Below are 22,363 nucleotides of genomic sequence, written 5' to 3'. Positions count from 1 at the left end.
GTATTGATGCTTTTGACAATATGAATCCGTTGAAAGCCGCTACAGACATGCAGAATAACTGCAGCAGGTAAAAGAAGGTGACATGTCTTTGACCCCGTTTTTTTTACCGTATTTGATCGGTGATGATCGTTACATATAATTGCATACTCACTGCACGTTGAAGGCGGTGCAATTGTTGATTCATGTTGATCATGCCTGTTAGCGCTTTTCTGTGGCCGTTTTGCAGGTATAGTGTTTTTTTTAATGCATACATTTAGATCATCAACATTGCATTTTTAGTTATTAAAAGATGATTAATCTTACGCAATTTTACGTAGGTCATTTGTTTGTTTGAGGTAATTTGACTATTTTAGATTTAGTTGATGGTTTGCATATGCTAAAAGAGTAATTGTAGTCATTTTTTTACGACGAGTTAGAGAAGACCCCCCTGGAACCATGAAGCCAACAGGTTAAAAAAATGCTATCATATTAGAACCCTCAAACCATTAACTACAGTTTGCTGAGTAATTACCTTGCTACTTGTTACTAAGCGCCCCTTCGGACACGACTGGATATTGAAGATTCCCCCGTGTTTTCCAAAGATTTTTTTTGATATAAACTATGTCTGTGACATAAATGGGCGAAGCCCTGTCCCCAAATAAGAAAAGTAATATTGAAAACCTGCCACAACCGGCTGTTGTTGACTCCATTGTCGTATTACCGCATACAAACAGGACACTCGCTTCCATTCAGTTTATGCCTTTATAAATTTCAGCGTTTGACGATCAGCTTCACAGCTGCTTGACCGGAACTGTTATGCCTATTTGGTTTAGCCCTTGAAACCTGTTAATATGGAACCCGTAGTTATTAAGCCAACACTGCTTGAGAGAAAATGGTATGTACTATACACAAGACCCAAATTTGAGAAGAAGATCACCCAGGAGATCCTCTATCAGGACACCGAATGTTACCTCCCGGTGAGAAACGAACTGCGAAAATGGAGCGATAGAATGAAAAGTATCCAATCACCACTCTTCGCTAACTATGTATTCGTTAAGATGCACCTCAGCGAAAAAACCAGGATACTATCCATTCCAGGCGTTATCCGCATCGTCTCCTTCGAAGGCAGACCCGTATCCATCAGCCAGGAAGAGATCGATAAAATAAAACGCATAGAAGCCAAAGGTTCTGATCTCACCACAGAATATTTTTACTGTATCGGTGATAAAGTCCGTGTAGTACAAGGCATCTTCTCCGGCCTCGAAGGTATCCTGCTCCGCAAATCCAATCAGGTACGATTCGTGATCAAATTACCCGTGATCAACCAGGCCGTATCCGTAGAAATAGAAAGCTGCCAGGTCGAACGAATAGGATAACCCCTTAACTACCAATCGATCCCCTCCCCACCCGTATATAATCCCACAACCAATATTCATATGAAAGCATACTTGTTTCCCGGCCAGGGTTCGCAAAGAAGAGGCATGGGCGAACAGCTGTTTGATAAATACAAACAACTGACCGCCGCCGCCAGTGAAGTTCTCGGCTATGATATCGCAGAACTCTGCTCCAAAGACCCGCAGCGCATCCTCAACCAGACACAATACACACAACCCGCACTATACGTAGTCAACGCCTTCACCTATCTCGATCGCGTAGAAACAGAAGGCGAACCCGACTTCGCATTAGGACACAGCCTCGGCGAATATGTCGCCCTGTTCGCCGCCGGCGCATTCGACTTCGAAACCGGCCTCAAACTGGTGAAGAAAAGAGCCGAGATCATGGGCCAGATCAAAAACGGTGGCATGGCCGCCCTCATCGGACTCAAAATAAATACCGTCGAGAAAATACTGCAAGAACACAACTTCAGCAGTATGGATGTCGCTAACTATAACTCCGCCGAACAAATCGTAATATCAGGCCTCCGCGAAGATATCATCGCCGCACAAGCCCCATTCGAAGCCAGCGGCGCCAAACTATACTTCCCCCTCAACGTCAGCGGCGCATTCCACTCCCGGTACATGAAAGAAGCCGAAGACAACTTCCGCTCCTTCGTCAACGGATTCAAATTCTCCCCGCTCAAAATACCCGTAATCGCCAACGCCACCGCACGCCCCTACACAGATAGCACATTGGCAGACTGGCTCACCCGGCAGATCACCAGCCAGGTAAAATGGTACGCCAGCGTCAGCTACCTCGTACACCAGGGCGTCACAGGATTCCATGAAGTAGGCCCCGGCGACGTACTCACTAAAATGACCGACTTCATCCTCAAAAATCCAATTCCTGCCTCCGAACTGGACATAACACCGCCCACTATACGCACACAACATAAAGCACCGGCCGTAACCAAAAATACCAACGGCCAGCCTTCCTGGTTACCAGACCTCCTGCCGCCCACACCCAAAGGCGCCATCACCATCCCAGCCAACGCCTTGGGCGACGAACAATTCCGCCACACCTACAACGTAAAATATGCATACGTCGCAGGTGGCATGTTCCATGGCATCTCCTCCAAAGAACTCGTAGTACGCATGGCGAAAGCCGGCCTGCTCAGCTTCTTCGGTACAGGTGGGCTCTCCCTTCAGGAAATAGAAACTGGCATCAATGCCATAAAGGCCGAACTCGAACCAGATGCTCCCTATGGCGTCAACCTCTGGCACAACGCCGCCGACCCGGCCGCAGAAGATGCCGTCGTTGCATTACTCCTCCAGTACAACATCCGTAACATAGAAGCCGCCGCATACGTAGGACTCAGCAATGCCATCGTTCATTATCGCCTAAAAGGCCTCCGCCGCGATAACAAAGGACGCGTAATACCAACAAATCGCATCCTGGCCAAACTATCCCGGCCCGAAGTAGCTCAGGTATTCCTCGAACCTGCCCCCAAACAGATCGTAGACACCTTGCTCAGCGAAGGCAAGATCACCAGCGAAGAAGCAGCCCTGAGCCAGCTCATCCCCATGGCAGACGATATCTGCACAGAAGCCGACTCCGCAGGACACACCGATCGCCGCATGCCCTACGCCTTATTCCCTACCATCAGCAGGCTCCGCGACGAACTGGTTCAGCAATATAAATATGCCGTACCCGTACGTATAGGGGTAGCCGGTGGTATCAGCACTCCCGAATCCGCCGCCGCATCATTCCTCCTCGGCGCCGCATTCATCCTCACCGGATCTGTCAATCAATGTACCGTAGAAGCAGGCACCAGCAACGTCGCCAAAGACCTGCTGCAAGACATGAACATCCAGGACACCGACTACGTACCCGCCGGCGACATGTTCGAATATGGCGCTCGTATCCAGGTCCTCAAAAAAGGATTGTTCTTCCCCGCCCGCGCCAATAAACTCTACGAACTGTATAAAAGATATGATACCCTCGAACAAATAGATCCCAAAGACAAATCCCAGCTCGAAAGCCGCTACTTCCAGCAACCACTGGAAACCGTTTTCGAAGCACTAAAAGCCGTCACCCCCGCCGCCGAAATCACAAAAGCACAACAACAACCCAAACATAAAATGGCCCTAGTGTTCAAAGCCTATTTTGCCAACAGCCTCAAAGCAGCACTGGTGGGTAACAACGATGCCAAAGTAGACTTCCAGATACATACCAGCTCCGCCTTAGGCGCCTTTAACCAATGGGTGAAAAATACCCCGCTCAAAAGCTGGAAAAATCGACACGTCGACGAAATAGCCGTCCTCCTCGTCGAAAGCGCCGCCGCATACCTGGCCCAATTCTACCGCTCCGTCCCCTCCGCAGTGACAGCCGTAGCAGAAAAAGAAGAAAAAGTGCTCAACGGTAGCCTGGTATAACACCAATAACCCCACAGCACCAACCCAGTTCCTCACAACAACAAACGAACTATGGAACAAACGAAACCAACGGTATTCCTGTTCGCAGGACAAGGATGCCAGTACTACAACATGGGTGAGGAATTATACCAATCCAACGAAACCTTCAGAAATACATTACTTACACTCGACCTGCACGCCCGCCAGCTGATGGCTGCCTCCGTACTCGATACCGTCTACGGCAACCACCAGCCCCGTGGCGCCGCATTCGATGAACTCCGATTTACCAACCCGGCAATCTTTATGATACAATACGCACTGGCCGTCATGTTGCAGCAAGACCTGCAACTACGGCCGGACTACGTATTGGGCAACAGCCTCGGAGAAATGGTAGCCGCCGCCGTTAGCGGCGCCGTAGCACCGGAAAATATGCTGTCCGCTGTCATACGGCAGGCAGAAGTCCTATCTTCATATTGCAGAAAAGGAACCATGATTTCCATCCTGCACGACAACACCATTTTCCGAAAAGCCCCGGAATTATATACCAACAGCACCCTCGCTGCCGTCAACTATGATCAGCATTTTACCATCGCTGCCGCAGAAGATAGGGTACAACCCATCATCAGGTTCCTGGACCAAAATGAAATGCTCTACATGCAGTTGCCCGTTCAATACGCTTTTCACAGCCAACTGATCGACATAGCAGAAAAAAAATTCAAAGACACCTTCTATAACATTTCCTTTATCCCACCAGCGATCCCTTTCATCGCTGGCGTACACGGACAGCCGCTTTCCACATTAGACGCCGATTACTGTTGGCAAGCAGTAAGAGCTCCAATGAAACTCAACGAGGCCGTCCAATTCCTGGAAACAAAAACCCCCTGCAGGTACATTGACTGCAGCCCCTCCGGAACAATAAAAAACATACTGAATAAAATTGTTAACCCCGCTAATGGCTCTAAACAATATGGCATCATGAGCCCTTTCCGGCAGGAAATTAAAAACTTACAGCAACTGAGAGAAGTAACCGCCTCAGCCAGCTTATAACCATCCTGATTTAAAAAAAAGAAAATAAATGAATTGATTTGTAAGCATGAATATGCATGCCGCTACATAAAAAAGCCTGTAAGCCTTTCGCGGTAAAACAGATCGTGACCCCAAAAAAATAGTGTTAATGTTAAAATCGTTGACTATGGAAAAGCTCACATTAACCATCAATTGCGAATTTATTAATGAGGTGGGGATACTGGTAAACCACACTCTCAAAGCGGATGCATGTACCACCCCGGAAATCGCTGATAAATACATGTTTATCAGTAAGAACCATTTTAAACCCATTGTGATCAGAATCCTGAACATTGTACAGGCAGCTTTTTCCCCTTCCGCTACCGCAGAACTCATCTGCGACGGAGAAGAAGTCGATGAACTCGACAATATCAAGGAAGCCTTCTGTTACTCCAGGTTCATCATCGATTGAAACCCTATACCTCCCATCGTACAATGATATCCGGTAGTTGTGTCTCCTATGGAATAACTACCGGATACCGGCGTCATCAGAAATTATCAGCCACCACAACAGGCTGCTGCGGACCGCTCATCACTATCGCACCGTACTACATTTTCCACCGTCCACTTATCATACACTATGCCTAACGGTATGTTCGTATCGTATACTCCCGCAAGAGTATAGCGGATAGCATTTTTTTGTCGCACTGTATAAAAAATCCAGCTGCGGTCTCATTAAAATAACTGCACAACATGTTAACGGTTCTTAACAGTTACGCACATGGCTACGTAACCGTGCCTGCAATCATGGCTTGCAAACGCCATGGACTGTTCCTTATACTGGAGAATGATCAGCATATCGCTTTTGATCAACTGGTCACCTCAACAAAGGCAAATGCCGGATACCTCCGCATAGCCCTCCAAATGCTGGAATCAATGGGATGGGTAACCCGACATCGTGACGATACCTGGTCCGCAACACCAGCCGCCGCCCTGCACCGGCAAATACCGGAGATCGCCGTCGACCTCCTCACATTCCCTATCCGGGAATACCTGGACAACCAAACCAATATATCCCTGCTACCATGGATAAACCTGGCAGCAGCACGGTGGAACACCTCCGATAACACGCTGGCCAGCTTCCTGGATGGACTGCTCGTCATCACGATACTATTGGCAATGAGGGAAAAAGAATTGCTCCAAAGCAAACCCGATTGGCAACGCCTCCAAACGCACGCCCGGGAAGAACTAATCACCTTCTTCGCCAATCAGCGCTGGATCCGATCAAAAAACGATCCGTCCGCTTATACCGATACAGGAAAATATATCTCAGAGAGGATTTTTATCACCGCCACCGCTGCATCATACCGACCTATGCTGGCCCAGATGGATACAGTCATATTTGGCGATCATCTGTCAGTGTTCAGGCGTGATGAGGTGGCTCATGAACAACATATTGATCGTACCATGAACGTAAAAGGAAGCGGATTTCAACACGAAAAATACTTCAGCGATATAGAAGACATGATCCTCGAACTGTTTAATAAACAACCGTTCGACAATCAACCGGCATATATCGCAGACATGGGATGTGGCGATGGCTCACTCCTGAAGAAGATATTCAATATCATCAAGCATAAATCACTTCGCGGACAAGTACTCCAACGATACCCCCTGAAGCTGATCGGCATAGATTATAATCCGGAACCCCTGGAACAAACCCGCATAACCCTCCAGGGCATTGACCATATAGTCATCAAAGGCGACATCGGAGACCCCATCACCCTCATCGCAGACCTGCAGGAAGCTGGCATCCGCGATACAGATAATATCCTCCACGTACGCTCATTCCTGGATCATAATCGCCCATTCATCCCCGCTAAAGATGATGCGAAAATCAAAGAAAGAGAAAGTATCGTAGGAAACGCCGTATGCGTAGGCGACGACGGACAGGAAATACGCCCCGCCGCCGTCATGCAAAGCCTCGTAGAACACCTGTCAAGATGGTCATCCATCCTGGGCCGGCATGGCATGGCCGTACTCGAAGTACACTGCCTCGAACCCCGGATCATCAACACCTATCTCGACAGGTCCGAAAGCCTCCACTTCGATACCTACCACCGCTTCTCCCACCAGCTACTGGTAGAAGCCGAACAGTTCCTCATGGCTGCCGCCGAAGCCCAACTGTTCCCGCATCCCTCCTTCTTCCGTAAATACCCCAAAACACTGCCTTTCGGCCGTATCACCCTCAACTACTTCCAACGCAGAGACTATATAATACGCCTGGCAACATCGGCCGACCTACCAGCACTGCTGGAAATAGAAAGCGCCTGCTGGCCCGCCGATCTCTGTACACCGGAAGCCATCATCCGCCAAAGACTGGAAAAATACCAGCTAGGACAACTGGTACTCGAATACAATGGACGCGTCACCGGCGTATCCTACACCCAAAGGATACAACACCTGGAACAACTCAACAACGTCAACGCCAACAACGTAGACGAATACCACCACCCCGATGGCCCCATCGTACAACTGCTCTCCCTGAGCATACTGCCAGACATGCAACACCTTAACCTCGGCGATCAGCTGCTGGAATTCGTATTGCAACGCAGTACCCTCACCAGCGGCGTCCAACAGGTAGTAGGTATCACCCGCTGCAAAGACTATCATCAACATACCCACGTCCCCTACGCCGACTATATCCGGCAAAAAAACATACAGGGTACCCTCACAGACACCACCTTGCGGTTTCATGCCATGCATGGCGCCGAAATCAGCAACCTCGTACCAGGATATCGCCCCGAAGACAACCTCAACCTCGGATATGGCGTACTGATCACCTACGATATCTTCAGCCGCAAACGTAAAGACTTGCTCGCAGAAGCAGCAAGTACCCTCCGCGCCACACAACCGCCCGTAACAGAGGTACTGCGCGAAGACATCCGCGCCTTCATCACCAAAACAGTATCCGACATACTGGGAGAAACCAAACAATACCGCTTCTCCCTCCAACGCCCACTGATGGAAATGGGCCTCGATTCCGCCGACCTCCTCGAATTCAACGAAAAGATCCGGCATACCTACCAGGTACCCCTCGACCCTTCCTTCTTCTTCGAATACAACACCGGCGCACAGATCATAGAATACCTCCAGTCAGTGTTACCCGCACTGCCACAACCCCCGGCAGCCCACTCCGCCGCCCTTTCCGAACACCAGGCAGAAAGCATCTCCGCCTACGTGAAAGACACCATCCTGCAAATACTGGGAGCGTCCAAACAAGCCCGCTTCGCCCCGCAACGCCCCCTGATGGAAATGGGCCTGGATTCCGCTGATCTCCTCGAACTACAGGAAAAGATCCGGTTCCACTACAAACTCGACCTCGAACCTTCTTTCTTCTTCGAATACAATACAGCAGAACAGATCTCCGGTTACCTTCGGGAACAACCAGGGATCGCTGACATCGTCACCGTAACACCAGCAGCCACAACACCTCCCCAAACAGTAACTGCCGCCACCACCGCCACAAGAGATATCGCCATCATCGGCATGGCCTTCCGCCTCCCGGGTGGCATCAACACCCGCAGACAACTATGGGAGCTGCTGGAAAATGGACAAAGCGCTATCAGCTCACTCCCCCTGGATAGATGGAACTGGCCCCAAGAGATCGATATAGAAAACGATCATAAAGGCATCAACAAAGGGGGATTCATGAACAACATCACCGACTTCGATGCCGATTTCTTCCGCATCTCGCCGCGCGAAGCCGAACGTATGGACCCCCAGCAACGGATCATGCTGGAACTAAGCTGGGAATGCCTCGAAGATGCCGGATACCCGCCTTCATCCCTCGCAGGCACCAACACCGGCGTATTCATCGGCGCCAGCGGATCAGACTATCAACTACTACTTAACGAACACCATACCCGCGTAGAAGCACACTCCGGTAGCGGTACCTCCATGGCCGCATTGCCCAACAGGCTCTCTTATTTCTACGACTTCGATGGCCCCAGCATCCAGGTAGATACCGCTTGCTCAGGATCACTGGTAGCCATACACGAAGCCGTAAAAGCCCTGCGCGCCGGAGAGTGTGGACTCGCCCTCGCTGCAGGCGTGCATGTCATGTGCCACCCGTCCAATAGCATCGCCTACTATAAAGCCGGCATGCTGTCACCGGATGGAATATGTAAAACTTTTGATAAAAGCGCCAACGGATACGTACGTGCCGAAGGCGCCGCTATCCTGCTACTCAAACCCCTGCACGAAGCAATAGCCGCAAAAGATAATATCTACGCAGTCATCAAAGGCTCCGCTACTAACCATGGTGGCCAGGCCAGCGGCCTCACCGTACCCAACCCGGCCAAACAGGCAGCATTACTCATCAACGCCTATAAAGATGCCGCAATAGATGTCGCAACCGTAGGTTATATAGAAGCGCATGGCACCGGCACCTCGCTGGGAGATCCCATCGAAATAACCGCGCTCAAAAAAGCATTCAACTCCTTGCTGCCAATTCCACCGGTAGCACCTTTCTGCGGCATAAGCTCGCTCAAAACCAACATGGGGCACCTGGAAGCAGCCGCCGGTATCGCCGGTGTCATAAAGACGATCCTCTGCTTGCAACATAAAACACTAACACCCACCGTACACTATCAGACACTAAACCCACATATCAACCTCGACCAGACACCGTTCTATGTCGTAGATAAAAAACGCGCCTGGCCGTCACAAACACCAGCAACGCCCGCAAGAGCAGGGGTCAGCAGCTTCGGCTCCGGTGGCGCCAACGCCCACCTGGTACTGGAAGAAGCGCCGGCCAACACACCCGCACATCCCACTCAACAACCGGCCTACCTCATATGCCTGTCTGCCCGCAACCAAAGTGCCCTGCAGCAAAAAGCTGCCGACCTCGCCGATTGGCTGCTGTCCGATGGTAAAGACGTACACCTCGCAGCACTCTCCTCCGCATTGCTCCTGCAAAGAGAACATTTCGACGTACGCGAAGCCTACCTCGTAAAAGACATGCAGGAACTACTGGAACTGCTGGAAAAAGTACAGTCCGCCGGCAACGCCCCGGGATACTTTTCCAGCGACGACAAAACAGCGGATAAACAAAACTGGTACGCTACCCTGGGCAAACAATTGATAAACGAACTGCTATCCGCCCCATCCACCACACCTGCCGCATACAGAGAGAAACTGGAAATAATGGCTGGCCTCTACGTAACAGGAAATGCCATAGAATGGAAACTGTGGTTCACCGTAGCACAACTACCAGTAAGATTACCGGCATACCCGTTCTCCCGCGAACGCTATTGGCCACTCGATAAACGACAAACCCCTGCATCCTCGCCGGCAAAGAGCGCACAACCGCTCTCCCTGGCTATACATACAACCCCCGTTCCGGTACACACCCCTCCGGAAGAAAAAATCCCCGAACAGTCAGTGTCAACAGTAGATAAAGACCTCCTGAAAGCATCCCTGATAGCCAGTTTGGCCGACGCATTATACCTCGATGCCGCCTTACTCGACCCAGACAGGACCTTCATAGAAATGGGACTGGACTCCATCATCGGAGTAGAATGGATCAGAGGAATCAACAAACAATACAATATCAATATCGCCGCTACCAAAGTATACGACTATCCCACCATAGATAGCTTGGCCACTTTACTGGAAGTAGAGCTGAATAAAAAAAACCGGCCCGCACGATCCGTAGCGCCACCCCCGTTACAGGTAGCGCTGCAACCCGTAACACCGGCCCCCGCAACGGCTGCCGAACCCATACCGGTATATACTACCCCCGCAATCGTAGAAAGTGCAGTCACCGGCAACACCGATATCCTGGAAGAACTACGCAACAGCCTCGCCGAAGCACTATATCGCTCCCCGGATTCCCTCGATGCCGAACGCCGCTTCGTAGACATGGGCCTGGATTCCATCATCGGCGTAGAATGGATCAGGGCACTCAACAAACGCTACAGCATCACCCTCCCGGCTACTAAAGTATACGACTACCCCACCTTAAAAGAATTCGCCGCCTTCGTACAGGGAGAACTGCTTCGCCGGAACAAAACAACCTCGCGTTCCTCCGCAATAACCCCTCCACCGCCCGTTACACAGGCCGCACCGCCCACGTCCGTAGCAGCCGATCAATGGGAAGAGGAACTGAAAGTAAGCTTGGCAGAGGCACTCTATCGCGAACCCGATACCATCGATCCTTCCCGCCGTTTCGTAGATATGGGCCTGGACTCCATTATAGGAGTAGAGTGGATCAGAGGACTCAATAAAAAACATCATTGCAATATCGCTGCTACCAAAGTATACGACTATCCCACCATCAAAGAATTTGCCGCTTACCTGGCGCAGCTGGTTAATAAAAAAGGAAACGCACCGGCAACTCCCAGAACAACCCCGCCACCAACATCCGGTGTTAAACCGATCGGGTTGCCGTCAATACCTGCCGCCTCATCCACAGCTATAGCAACATCCACTCCCGCCAACGCTTCCGAAACCGTTATCAGATCCCGCTTCTTATCAGCAGAATATGGCCTGGTAGTCAACACCGTCCATACACTCGATGAAGCAGTACTGAATAACTGGCAAGTACCTGCACCGGCACCTCATGAAGTGAAAATAGCCGTAAGAGCTTCCGCTATTAACTTCCCCGATACCATGTGCGTAAAAGGATTATATCCCACCATGCCGGAATATCCTTTCGTACCGGGTTTCGAAGTGGCAGGTATCGTAACACAGGTAGGTGCCGGCGTCACAGATATAAAAGCAGGCGATGAAGTCATAGCACTCACCGGTCCACAAATGGGCGGACATGCCGATTTCGTAAACGTACCGGCCAGTCAGGTAGCACCCAAACCTGCCTCCCTCTCATTCGCCGAAGCGTGTAGCCTGCCCATCGTATTTGCCACCGTATACCATGCATTTGAATTAGGTAAACTGAAAAGAGGAGAGAAGGTATTGATACATACCGCAACAGGTGGTTGCGGACTAATAGCATTGCAACTCGCTCACCTTAAAGAGTGTGAAATATTCGCTACCGCAGGTAAAGAAGAAAAAAGACAATTACTCCACCGCCTGGGTATCACACAGGTCCTCAACTACAAAGACAATTTCGACCAGGAAATACAAATACGCACCGCTGCCAAAGGTGTCGATGTCGTATTGAACATGCTCTCCGGTGAGGGCATACAAAAAGGCTTGAACAGCCTCCGCACCGGCGGACGGTATCTCGAGTTAGCCGTACATGGACTCAAAACAAGCCCCAAACTCGACCTCTCCAGGCTCCTGCAAAACCAAACCATCCACAGCATCGATATCAGACAACTGATGCTGGATCACAATATCAACATACGCGCACTACTCCTCACCATGGGAGAAATGGTCGCCGCAGGCCAGATCGTACCGATCGTATCCCGTATATACCCGGCCAACCAGATCAGGGAAGCATTGGCATTTGTTGATAAAGGCGAACATATTGGTAAAGTGGTGATCAGCCACGAAGTGAATACCGTCATGGACCTCGAAACAGTTTGTATACAGGCGGTACAAAAACAACAACAACGGAAAGCACCATCAGCCCCGACTCCCCAAATAAATACACCGGTAAGAAAATTACCGGCAAACGATAGTATCGCCATCATCGGCATGAGCGGTCAGTTCCCGCAGGCCCGCGACATCAACGCCTTCTGGGATATACTCAGCAATGGTAAAGATGCGATCACAGAAATACCGGCCGGCCGCTGGCGCGCAGATGATTACTATCACCCCGATCCTGACACCGAAGGCAAAACCATCAGTAAATGGATGGGCGTACTCGAAGATGCAGACAAGTTCGATCCGCTGTTCTTTAATATCTCCCCGGCAGAAGCAGAACTGATGGACCCTCAGCAACGCACTTTCCTGGAAAGCTGCTGGCATTGTATCGAAGATGCCGGCATACGCCCGGGTGCCCTCTCCGGCAGCCGTTGTGGCGTATTCGTTGGCTGCATGACAGGAGACTATGGACTGGGATTGGATGGACAACGCCTCAGCGCACAAAGCCTCATCGGAGGCGCTACCTCCATATTGAGCGCCCGCATCTCTTACCTCCTTAACCTCAAAGGCCCATCCCTCGCCATCGACACCGCCTGCTCCTCCGCCCTCGTCGCCATCGCAGAAGGATGCAATAGCCTCATCCTCGGTAGCAGCGACGTCGTACTGGCAGGTGGCGTATGCGTAATGGCAAGCCCCCTGATGCACATCCTCACCAGCAACGCGGGTATGTTATCCCCCACAGGTCGCTGCTATACCTTCGACAACAGAGCCGATGGATTCGTCCCCGGAGAAGGCGTAGCCGTACTGATGCTCAAACGCCTCAGCGACGCAGAACGGGATCGCGACACCATCCATGGCGTCATCCGCGGATGGGGAATCAACCAGGATGGTAAAACAAATGGTATCACCGCCCCGAGTGTAAAATCACAGATCGCACTCGAACAGGAAGTATACGACCGCTTCAACATAGACCCCGCCACCATCACCATGGTCGAAACACATGGCACCGGCACCCAATTAGGCGACCCGATCGAAGTAGAAGCACTCGTCACCTCCTTCCGCAGGTATACAAACGCACAACAATATTGCGCTTTAGGATCTTCGAAAAGTAATATCGGCCACCTGCTCACCGCTGCTGGCGCAGCAGGCCTCATAAAAGTCCTGCTCGCCATGAAACACCGGCAACTGCCGCCAACCATTCACTTCGAACACCTCAACGAACATATCGATCTCTCCGACAGCCCATTCTTTATCAACACCGCATTGAAAGAATGGCTCGTACCTGCCGGCCTCCCGCGTCGCGCCGCCATCAGCTCCTTCGGATTCAGTGGTACCAACGCCCACCTCGTAGTAGACGAATATCAGGCAAGCCTTAGACCGCGCACACCCACACCCACCCCGCTGTCAAATATATTCCTCCTTTCCGCTCGTAATGAAGAACGCCTGCACGCATACGTAAAAGCATTACATGCACATATAAGCAGTAATGACAACATCGATCTGCCAACAGTGGCCTACACACTACAGGTGGGTAGAGAACCCATGGAATTCCGACTCGCCATATTAGCCGACTCAAGAGAACAACTGCTGTCCGGCCTGGAAGTATACATCGCAGGCAAATCAGCCGCCACCTGTATCACCGGACAAATAAAAGGTAATAAAGAGGGTATCGGCCTGCTGGAAGGAGAGGAGGAAGTACTGTCCATGGTACAAAGCTGGATACAGAAAAATAAGATCAGAAAAGTAGCGGCCTTGTGGACCAAAGGACTGGAGATCACCTGGGAAGACCTCTATAAAGACCATAAACCCGCCCGCATCCCATTACCGGGCTATCCGTTCAGCAGGGATCGTTATTGGATAGATCATAGGGCTGTAAGCAACAAACAGCTGGAAAAACATCCTCAGATCTCTGCACTGCATCCGCTCCTACAGGAAAATATATCCGGCTTTACAGGCCCTCAGTTCCGTACCGCTCTGACAGCAGCAGATAAAACACTACCGGCACTGTATCAGCTCGAAATGGCCCTGGCAGCAACCCGGATAGCCGCCACCATAACACTCGCACAGCAACAACTTGTAATTGAAGACGTAAAATGGGGCGCCGCATCTGTCGATACCATCGCCTCCTGCAACATACTCACGTCTCTCTATCAGGAAAATGATACACAGGCCGCTTTCGAAATAACCGACGCCAACAAAGCACATATATTCAGTCAGGGAATCGTATCCTTCACTGCCAACAAACCGTCCCTCCGCCAGCAACACCTCGACACTCCCTGGCAGATAGACCTGTCGGCAGATACCTCCTGGAAAAATACCACGACCGTATTACCGCTCGCCTTGCTGGACCAGCTTGCAGTGATAATCGAAAAAGTAGTAGCCTCGCCTTCGCAAATAACGGCATTGGATAAACTGGAAATAAGCGCGCCTCCCGCAGATATCAGCTTGGTACAGGTACAGTTCAATGCTGCCATAGGAAGCCTCGACCTGCTGCTCGCAGATCGCTCCGGCAACGTATATGCGACATTCTCCGGCCTGCACCTGCAACCACTACAACCGCATGGAGTAAAATTGTTCCGCGAACAATGGATAACCCCAGCCGCAGCAGATACAGTACCGACAATACAATACGACCAACAGATAGTGATCACCGCAGATACCATCCCGGGATTACAGGAACAACTGCAACAACACGCAAAACAGGTACGACTGTTAGTTTTACCGGACACACGCAACGGCCTGGCCACAGTATATACAACACAGGCCATATGGCTACTCGATGTAGTAAAAGAATGGCTACAATCTGCAACAACCGGTAAAATACTCATCCAGCTCATCACCTCAACAGCACAGGAACTGCAAAGTGGGCTGTTCGCCATCCTGCAAACGGCTCACCTGGAAAATCCCCGCATCGATGCTAAACTGTTACTGATAGATGAGCAGCTACAGGTAACCGCCCTGGCAGAAGAACTGCGCAGGCAAGCCAATTCCTCCGCACACATCCTCCGTCTGGCAAATGGTAAAAGAGAAGTTCCCCATTGGCAACAGTATACCGTCAACACCGGTAACCGCACACCCTGGAAAACACAGGGCGTATATCTGATCACGGGCGGAGCCGGTGGCCTCGGTGCCATATTCGCCGGCGATATCGCAAAAGCAAATGTAAACGCCACCATCATATTGACAGGCCGCCGCGCACTCAATGATGCACAACAGACACAACTGGCTGCGTTGAACACCAACAGGGCAAATGTCATCTATCGCCAGACAGATATCGCAAATTCCCAGGCCGTAAAAGCACTAATACAATATATCATCGACAACTACGGCAAGTTGGATGGCATACTCCACAATGCCGGCGTTATCCACGATAACTACATCATCAGAAAATCACCGGCAGAACTGCAGGCCGTTTTCGCAGCTAAAGTACAAGGCCTGCAATCACTTGATGAAGCAACCGCCACCCTCAAATTGGATTGGTTCATACTCACATCGTCCCTGGCCGCCATCGCCGGCAACCCCGGACAAGCAGACTATGCCGCCGCCAATGCATTCATGGATAAATATGCAGCGTGGAGAAATGCCTGGGTGAAAAAAGGCCACAGGCAGGGTCACTCGCTGTCGCTCAATTGGACATTGTGGAAGGAGGGGGGCATGCAACTCGACGAAGCCCTGACACAACAACTACAATATGCTGGCCTCCGGCCGTTGGAAACAAAGGATGGCCTGCAAGCCCTCTATCAGGCATTACAGGAACAACTCACACAAGCCATCGTGCTCTCCGGTAGCTGGCAGTCCTGGCAACAGTTCATCAACGGCGCCTCCGGTACCATACAGGAACCGGTGCCCCCAACTCCCGTTACAGATACAACAGCGTTGGAAGAAAGAGTATTGCTGCAACTGAAAACATTGTTGAGCAAACATGTCAAACTGGACCCCGCCAGGATACAAGCCGATGAGCCGCTCGAAAGCTATGGCATCGACTCTATCATGATCTCAAAATTGAATCAACAGCTGTCAGCCGTTTTCGGAAATATATCCCGCACACTCTTCTTTGAATACCAACACCTACAAGCACTAGCCCGGTATTTTGTTGAACAATATCCCGGTACCGCGAGTAAATGGACCGGCCTGGAAAATACCAGTGCAAACACAACCACATTACCTGGTACCGCCCATCATTCCCAGGTATTGACACCTATCCGCAAACAACCAGCCAGATCACCTCTACCTGCCCCCTCGCAGGACCACCTCTCGTCCATGCCCATCGCCATTATCGGTCTGAGCGGCAGGTATCCGCAGGCCGATGACCTCCGACAGTTCTGGGAAAACCTGAAGACAGGCAAAAACTGTATCACCGAAATACCTGCCGACAGATGGCCCCTGGAAAACTTCTATCATCCCGATATGGAGCAGGCCATAGCCAGTAATAAAAGCTATAGCAAATGGGGTGGATTCGTAGATAACTTTGCAGCCTTTGATCCATTGTTTTTTAATATATCCCCGAGAGAAGCCCACAACATGGACCCCCAGGAGCGCCTGTTTGCAGAAATAAGCTGGGAAGTACTGGAAGATGCCGGGTATACTAGAGATGTACTGGCAAATAAATACCAACGGAAAGTAGGCGTGTTCGCCGGCATCACCAAAACAGGATTCGAACTGTATGGCCCCGCATTGCGCCGCCAGGGAGAGAAAGCTATGTTACATACTTCCTTTAGCTCCGTCGCCAATCGCATCTCCTACTTGCTCAACCTGCAAGGCCCCAGCATGCCGATAGACACCATGTGCTCCTCCTCACTGACAGCCATCCACGAAGCCTGCGAACACCTGCGGAGAGGAGAGTGCGAACTGGCAATAGCCGGAGGCGTCAACCTCTACCTCCATCCGGAAACCTACATCCTGCTTAGCGCACAACGCATGCTGTCCACCGGCGGAGAATGCCGCAGCTTCGGCGCCGGCGGAGATGGATTCGTACCGGGTGAAGGCGTAGGTGCCGTACTCCTCAAACCCCTGGCACTGGCAGAAGCCGATGGCGATCATATCTATGGCGTCATCAAAAGCAGCTGCATTAACCATGGTGGTAAAACAAATGGATACACCGTACCCAACCCGGCAGCACAAGCCGAATTAGTCCGCACCGCCCTGGATAAAGCGGGCGTAAATGCACGTGCCATCAGCTATATTGAAGCACATGGCACCGGCACCGCCCTCGGAGATCCCATCGAAATTACCGGCCTATCCCAGGCTTTCTCAAAAGATACTTCCGACAAAACATATTGCGCCATAGGTGCCGTAAAAAGTAATATCGGCCACCTCGAAGCCGCAGCAGGCATCGCCGGCCTGACAAAAATATTATTACAACTCCAGCACAAACAACTGGTACCCACATTACATGCAGGTGTCCATAACCCTAATATCAACTTTAGTGAAACGCCTTTCGTCATCCAACAACAGCTCCGGGATTGGGAACAACCTGTCCTCAATATCAATGGCGAGATACGCGAATATCCCCGCACCGCTGGCGTATCCTCATTCGGAGCCGGTGGCGCAAATGCCCACCTCATCGTAGAAGAATATACGCCGAAAGCGACAGCAAAAGCAGATATACGCCCCCCTTATGTCGTAGTACTGACGGCACGCACCGAAGAACAACTAAGCGCACTGGCGAAGAAATGGCAGCAGCACCTGCTGAACGAAAACTATCAGCAGGATCAACTGGCAGCCATCGCATATACCTCACAGGTAGGAAGAGAAGCACTCGACGAACGTATCGCATTGCTGGTTTCCTCCGTCGATGAACTGACCGACCTGTTAGCCGCCTTCCTCGCCGGACAAACAGCAACACCTGGTTTATACACCGGACAAGCAGGGAGTACCAAGGAAGCCTTGAGCGTATTTACCGATAATACCCTCCAGGAAGCGATAGACAAATGGCTCGAACAGGGCAAGCTGGGAAAACTGCTGGAACTATGGACCAAAGGACTCACCTTCGACTGGAACCGCTTGTACAAAGGAAATGTACCAAACCGTATCAGCTTACCCGTATATCCGTTCGAAAAAGAACGCTACTGGCTACCGGCAACAGCCGCAGTAGAAGATAACACACCAGTACCCATCCCACCGGCAAATACTTCCCCGTCCACACAGCTACCGGATGTAACGCCCATCCTGGCACAGGAAGTAGCAGCAAAACCCGCTGGTGTCACACTCATGGGTAAAGTAGCCTTGACTACAACACCGCCGGCTGAAATGGCTGCAACAACGGAAGAAACAATACCGGTGACCACAGCAGCCATACCAGAACAGGTACCTGCCTTCACACTAAAAGAAATCGAAACAATACTGGTACGCCAATTCTCCGAAGCCCTGATGCTCAAACCCGCCGATGTAGCCAAAGACAAGAACTTCATCGACATGGGCCTGGATTCCATCGTAGGCGTAGAATGGATCCGCACCATCAACAAAGAGTTCGATATCAATATACCAGCCACTAAAGTATATGACTATCCTACCATCAGGGAATTCAGCGCCTACCTGCAGAAAGAATTAGGGAACACACCAGCGCCCGATCGCAATACACCGCCTCCGGCAACAAATACGGGCTCCAAACCAATGGCAGCTCCCCTGAAAAATATAGAAAGAGCAAATATCCCCCTGCAAACAACCTCCGATCAGTACGGACTAGTAGTCTCTACCGTACATACCATCGCAGAATTGACATTGCAGGAATGGCCGGCAACTCCACCCCAACAGGGAGAATTGACCGTTAAAGTAATGGCGTCCGCTATTAACTTCCCCGATACCTTGTGTATAAATGGACTGTATCCCACCATGCCGGCATATCCATTTGTACCAGGATTCGAAGTGGCAGGCATCGTCACTAGCATAGGCGACGACGTTACCGGATTTCAAATAGGAGATGCCGTAATAGCACTTACCGGCGCACAACTGGGCGGACATGCCGCATTCGTCAACGTCAAAGAAACAAATGCCGTACTGAAACCAGCCCGCTTGTCCTTTGAAGAAGCGTGTAGCCTACCCGTAGTATTCTCTACCGTATACTACGCTTTCAAACGGGCAGCACTGGAACAACACGAACATGTATTGATCCATACCGCCACCGGAGGATGTGGCCTGATCGCCTTGCAACTGGCAGCATGGAAGGGTGCCGTAATACATGCCAGCGCAGGTCGCCCGGAGAAACTAGCTATACTGAGAGACCTCGGTATTCCCTACGTCTTTAACTACAAAGACAACTTTGACAACATCGTAAGAGAACAGACCGGTGGCCGTGGAGTCGACGTTGTCCTCAACATGCTCGCAGGAGATCCCATACAAAAAGGGATCAACAGCCTGGCAGCTGGAGGCCGCTATATCGAACTCGCCGTACATGCACTGAAAACAACCACCCAGCTGAACCTCTCCCGATTGCTGGAAAACCAGTCCATACATAGCATCGACCTGCGACAGATGAGCCTCTACCACGGATTCTCTCCCAAAGCATTGCTGGAAACAATGGTCGAAATGGCCGATGCCGGCGATATCGTACCAATCGTATCCCGCATCTATCCAATCAGCCAGATAAGATCCGCATTGGAATATGTCGCAGAGGGCAACCATATCGGCAAAGTAGTGATCAGCTACCAGGCACATAGTATACAAGACCTGACCGATACCTGCCTGGATGCACTAAAAGCACAGCAACAACGGCAACAGACCGCGGCTCGCCCGGCAACATCTCCGGTAGGAAAAAAGATAACAACGCAAACCTCCCAGGTTATCGCTCCCATCGCCATCATCGGCATGAGCGGCCAGTTTCCCCAGGCCGATAACCTCGACGCTTTCTGGCACAACCTGGCAAATGGTAAAGATGCTATCACCGAAATACCTTCCCAACGCTGGTCCCTTGATACCTACTACGACCCAAATCCGGCCGCACCGGGCAAAACATACAGCAAATGGATGGGATCACTGGAACATGCCGATAAGTTCGATCCGCTGTTCTTCAATATCTCCCCCGTAGAAGCCGAACTAATGGACCCCCAACAGCGACTCTTCCTGGAAAATAGCTGGCATTGTATCGAACATGCCGGCATACGCGCAGGAGCACTGTCAGGTGCCCGCTGTGGCGTATTCGTAGGTTGCGCCGCCGGTGACTATGGTAATGGTGCAGAAAGCATACAATTAAGCGCACAGGGGCTCACAGGAAATACATCCTCCATCCTCAGCGCCCGCATATCCTACCTGCTCAATATAAAAGGCCCTTGCATGGCCATCGATACCGCCTGCTCCTCCGCACTCGTCGCCGTCGCTGAAGCGTGTAACAGCCTCACATTAGGAAGCAGCGACCTGGCACTGGCAGGTGGCGTATGCATACTAGCAGGCCCTTATCCGCATATCCAAACCAGTAAAGCCGGAATGTTATCCCCGACAGGTCGCTGTTATACCTTCGACCAAAGAGCCGATGGATTCGTACCGGGTGAAGGGGTAGGAGTAGTATTGCTGAAAAGACTGGAAGATGCACAACGCGATGGCGATACCATCCATGGCATTATCCGCGGTTGGGGCGTCAACCAGGATGGGAAAACAAATGGCATCACCGCCCCCAGCGTTATATCCCAAACCGCACTCGAACAGGAAGTATATGACCGCTTCAACATCGACCCAGCCACCATCACCATGGTAGAAACCCATGGCACCGGCACCCGGCTCGGTGATCCCATAGAAGTAGAAGCCCTGGTCACCGCATTCCGGCACTACACCGACGAAAAAGAATATTGCGCCATCGGCTCCGTAAAAAGCAATATCGGCCACCTGCTCACCGCCGCCGGCGCCTCCAGCATCATGAAAGTATTGCTGGCACTTAGACATAAACAAATACCGCCTACCATACACTTCGAAAAATTAAATGAACACATAAGACTGGCCAACAGCCCATTCTATGTGAATACTTCATTGACCCCATGGTCGCCCCCCGGCAACCACCCCAGGAAAGCCGCCATCAGCTCCTTCGGCTTCAGTGGTACCAACGCCCACCTCGTCATAGAAGAATATACCAACACTACATCCGCAGCACAGGTACCCGTTAGCCCACTAGCCTCAGTATTCCCATTGTCTGCCCGAAACCTGGAACGACTATACGCATACGCAGCAGCCCTCGAAGCACAAGTCAGCGGGCAGACAACAATAGACCTGCAGGCATTAGCATACTCCCTGCAGACAGGCAGAGAACAAATGTCCGCGCGCCTCGCGATCATCGCAGATAACAGGCAGCAACTGCTGGATGCCTTGCAAAAAATAAAACAACACCAGCCCGCACCAAATTATGTGATAGGGCAGGCCAATAAACTAGAACTCAACGAAGAACAGGATGCTTCAGCACTGCTCACCAAATACCTGCAAAGTGGAGAAAAATACCTGCTGGCAGAGAATTGGGTGAATGGCCTTACCATCACCTGGGAAGAGGGATACACCAATGGCAAACCCGCCAGGATCAATATCCCCATATACCCCTTCGCCAGAGAACGTTACTGGATAAATAACAATACCACATCCACACATGTCGCAACATTACACCCGCTGTTGCACCAGAACACATCTGGTCTCCAGGGGCTTCGATTTAGCACCGATATACAAATACTGCAAACAGTACCAACAGCGCTATCGCTGCTGGAATTACCGTTAGCAGCCTTCACACAACTGTATACCGGTAAAGAACAAACACCGGCCATCCGCCTGGATATGGTGGTATGGGAAGATGCGCCGGCAGACCACCAGTACCATACATTACATACCTCCATAACACCACAGGACAGCGGTAGCCTGGCTTTTGAATTATACGACGATCACGAACATATACACACCCAGGGATATATCACCGGTACCAATGCCGCGCAAAACCGCGTAGATATAGAAGCACTCAAAAGCACAACATCACTGCTGATACTGGAACTACCCGCACAACACGAATATCTCTTCTCACCGGTGTTGACAACGGCCTTGTTGAATGCCATCGCCGTAGAAGAAGGGAGCGCCCC

5 protein-coding genes (1 of these 5 running past the window's edge) are annotated in these 22,363 nt (G+C 51.1%); all 5 read left to right on the top strand.

Annotated features, from left to right (window positions below; translation table 11 throughout):
- The first annotated feature begins 830 nt into the window (after positions 1-830).
- Positions 831-1,355 (top strand): transcription termination/antitermination protein NusG, encoded by a 525-nt coding sequence (gene nusG, locus KTO58_RS10015; RefSeq protein WP_095839490.1) that lies wholly within the window; start codon positions 831-833, stop codon positions 1,353-1,355.
- Between the two features lie 60 nt (positions 1,356-1,415).
- The gene (fabD, locus tag KTO58_RS10010) at positions 1,416-3,791 is read left to right on the top strand and encodes an ACP S-malonyltransferase (RefSeq protein ID WP_095839491.1); all 2,376 of its coding nucleotides are present in this window, start codon (positions 1,416-1,418) and stop codon (positions 3,789-3,791) included.
- Between the two features lie 51 nt (positions 3,792-3,842).
- On the top strand, positions 3,843-4,817 hold the full coding sequence (locus tag KTO58_RS10005; RefSeq protein ID WP_095839492.1) for an acyltransferase domain-containing protein: 975 nt from the start codon (positions 3,843-3,845) through the stop codon (positions 4,815-4,817).
- 145 nt (positions 4,818-4,962) lie between these two features.
- The gene (locus KTO58_RS10000) at positions 4,963-5,247 is read left to right on the top strand and encodes a DUF5952 family protein (RefSeq protein WP_095839493.1); all 285 of its coding nucleotides are present in this window, start codon (positions 4,963-4,965) and stop codon (positions 5,245-5,247) included.
- 281 nt (positions 5,248-5,528) lie between these two features.
- Positions 5,529-22,363, top strand: partial view of an SDR family NAD(P)-dependent oxidoreductase gene (locus tag KTO58_RS09995; protein WP_225860176.1) — the 5' end (the start) only. 21,652 nt of this gene lie beyond the right edge of the window; the window shows 16,835 of its 38,487 coding nt (coding positions 1-16,835); it begins with the start codon at positions 5,529-5,531; the stop codon falls past the right edge of the window.

Source organism: Chitinophaga pendula (assembly GCF_020386615.1).
Lineage (GTDB): Bacteria > Bacteroidota > Bacteroidia > Chitinophagales > Chitinophagaceae > Chitinophaga > Chitinophaga pendula.
This window is presented reverse-complemented; position numbering and strand designations above follow the sequence as displayed.

Bases quoted from the DNA above. Each gene is read 5' to 3' on its own strand.
- nusG (WP_095839490.1), top strand. From the start codon at position 831: ATGGAACCCGTAGTTATTAAGCCAACACTGCTTGAGAGAAAATGGTAT.
- fabD (WP_095839491.1), top strand. From the start codon at position 1,416: ATGAAAGCATACTTGTTTCCCGGCCAGGGTTCGCAAAGAAGAGGCATG.
- KTO58_RS10005 (WP_095839492.1), top strand. From the start codon at position 3,843: ATGGAACAAACGAAACCAACGGTATTCCTGTTCGCAGGACAAGGATGC.
- KTO58_RS10000 (WP_095839493.1), top strand. From the start codon at position 4,963: ATGGAAAAGCTCACATTAACCATCAATTGCGAATTTATTAATGAGGTG.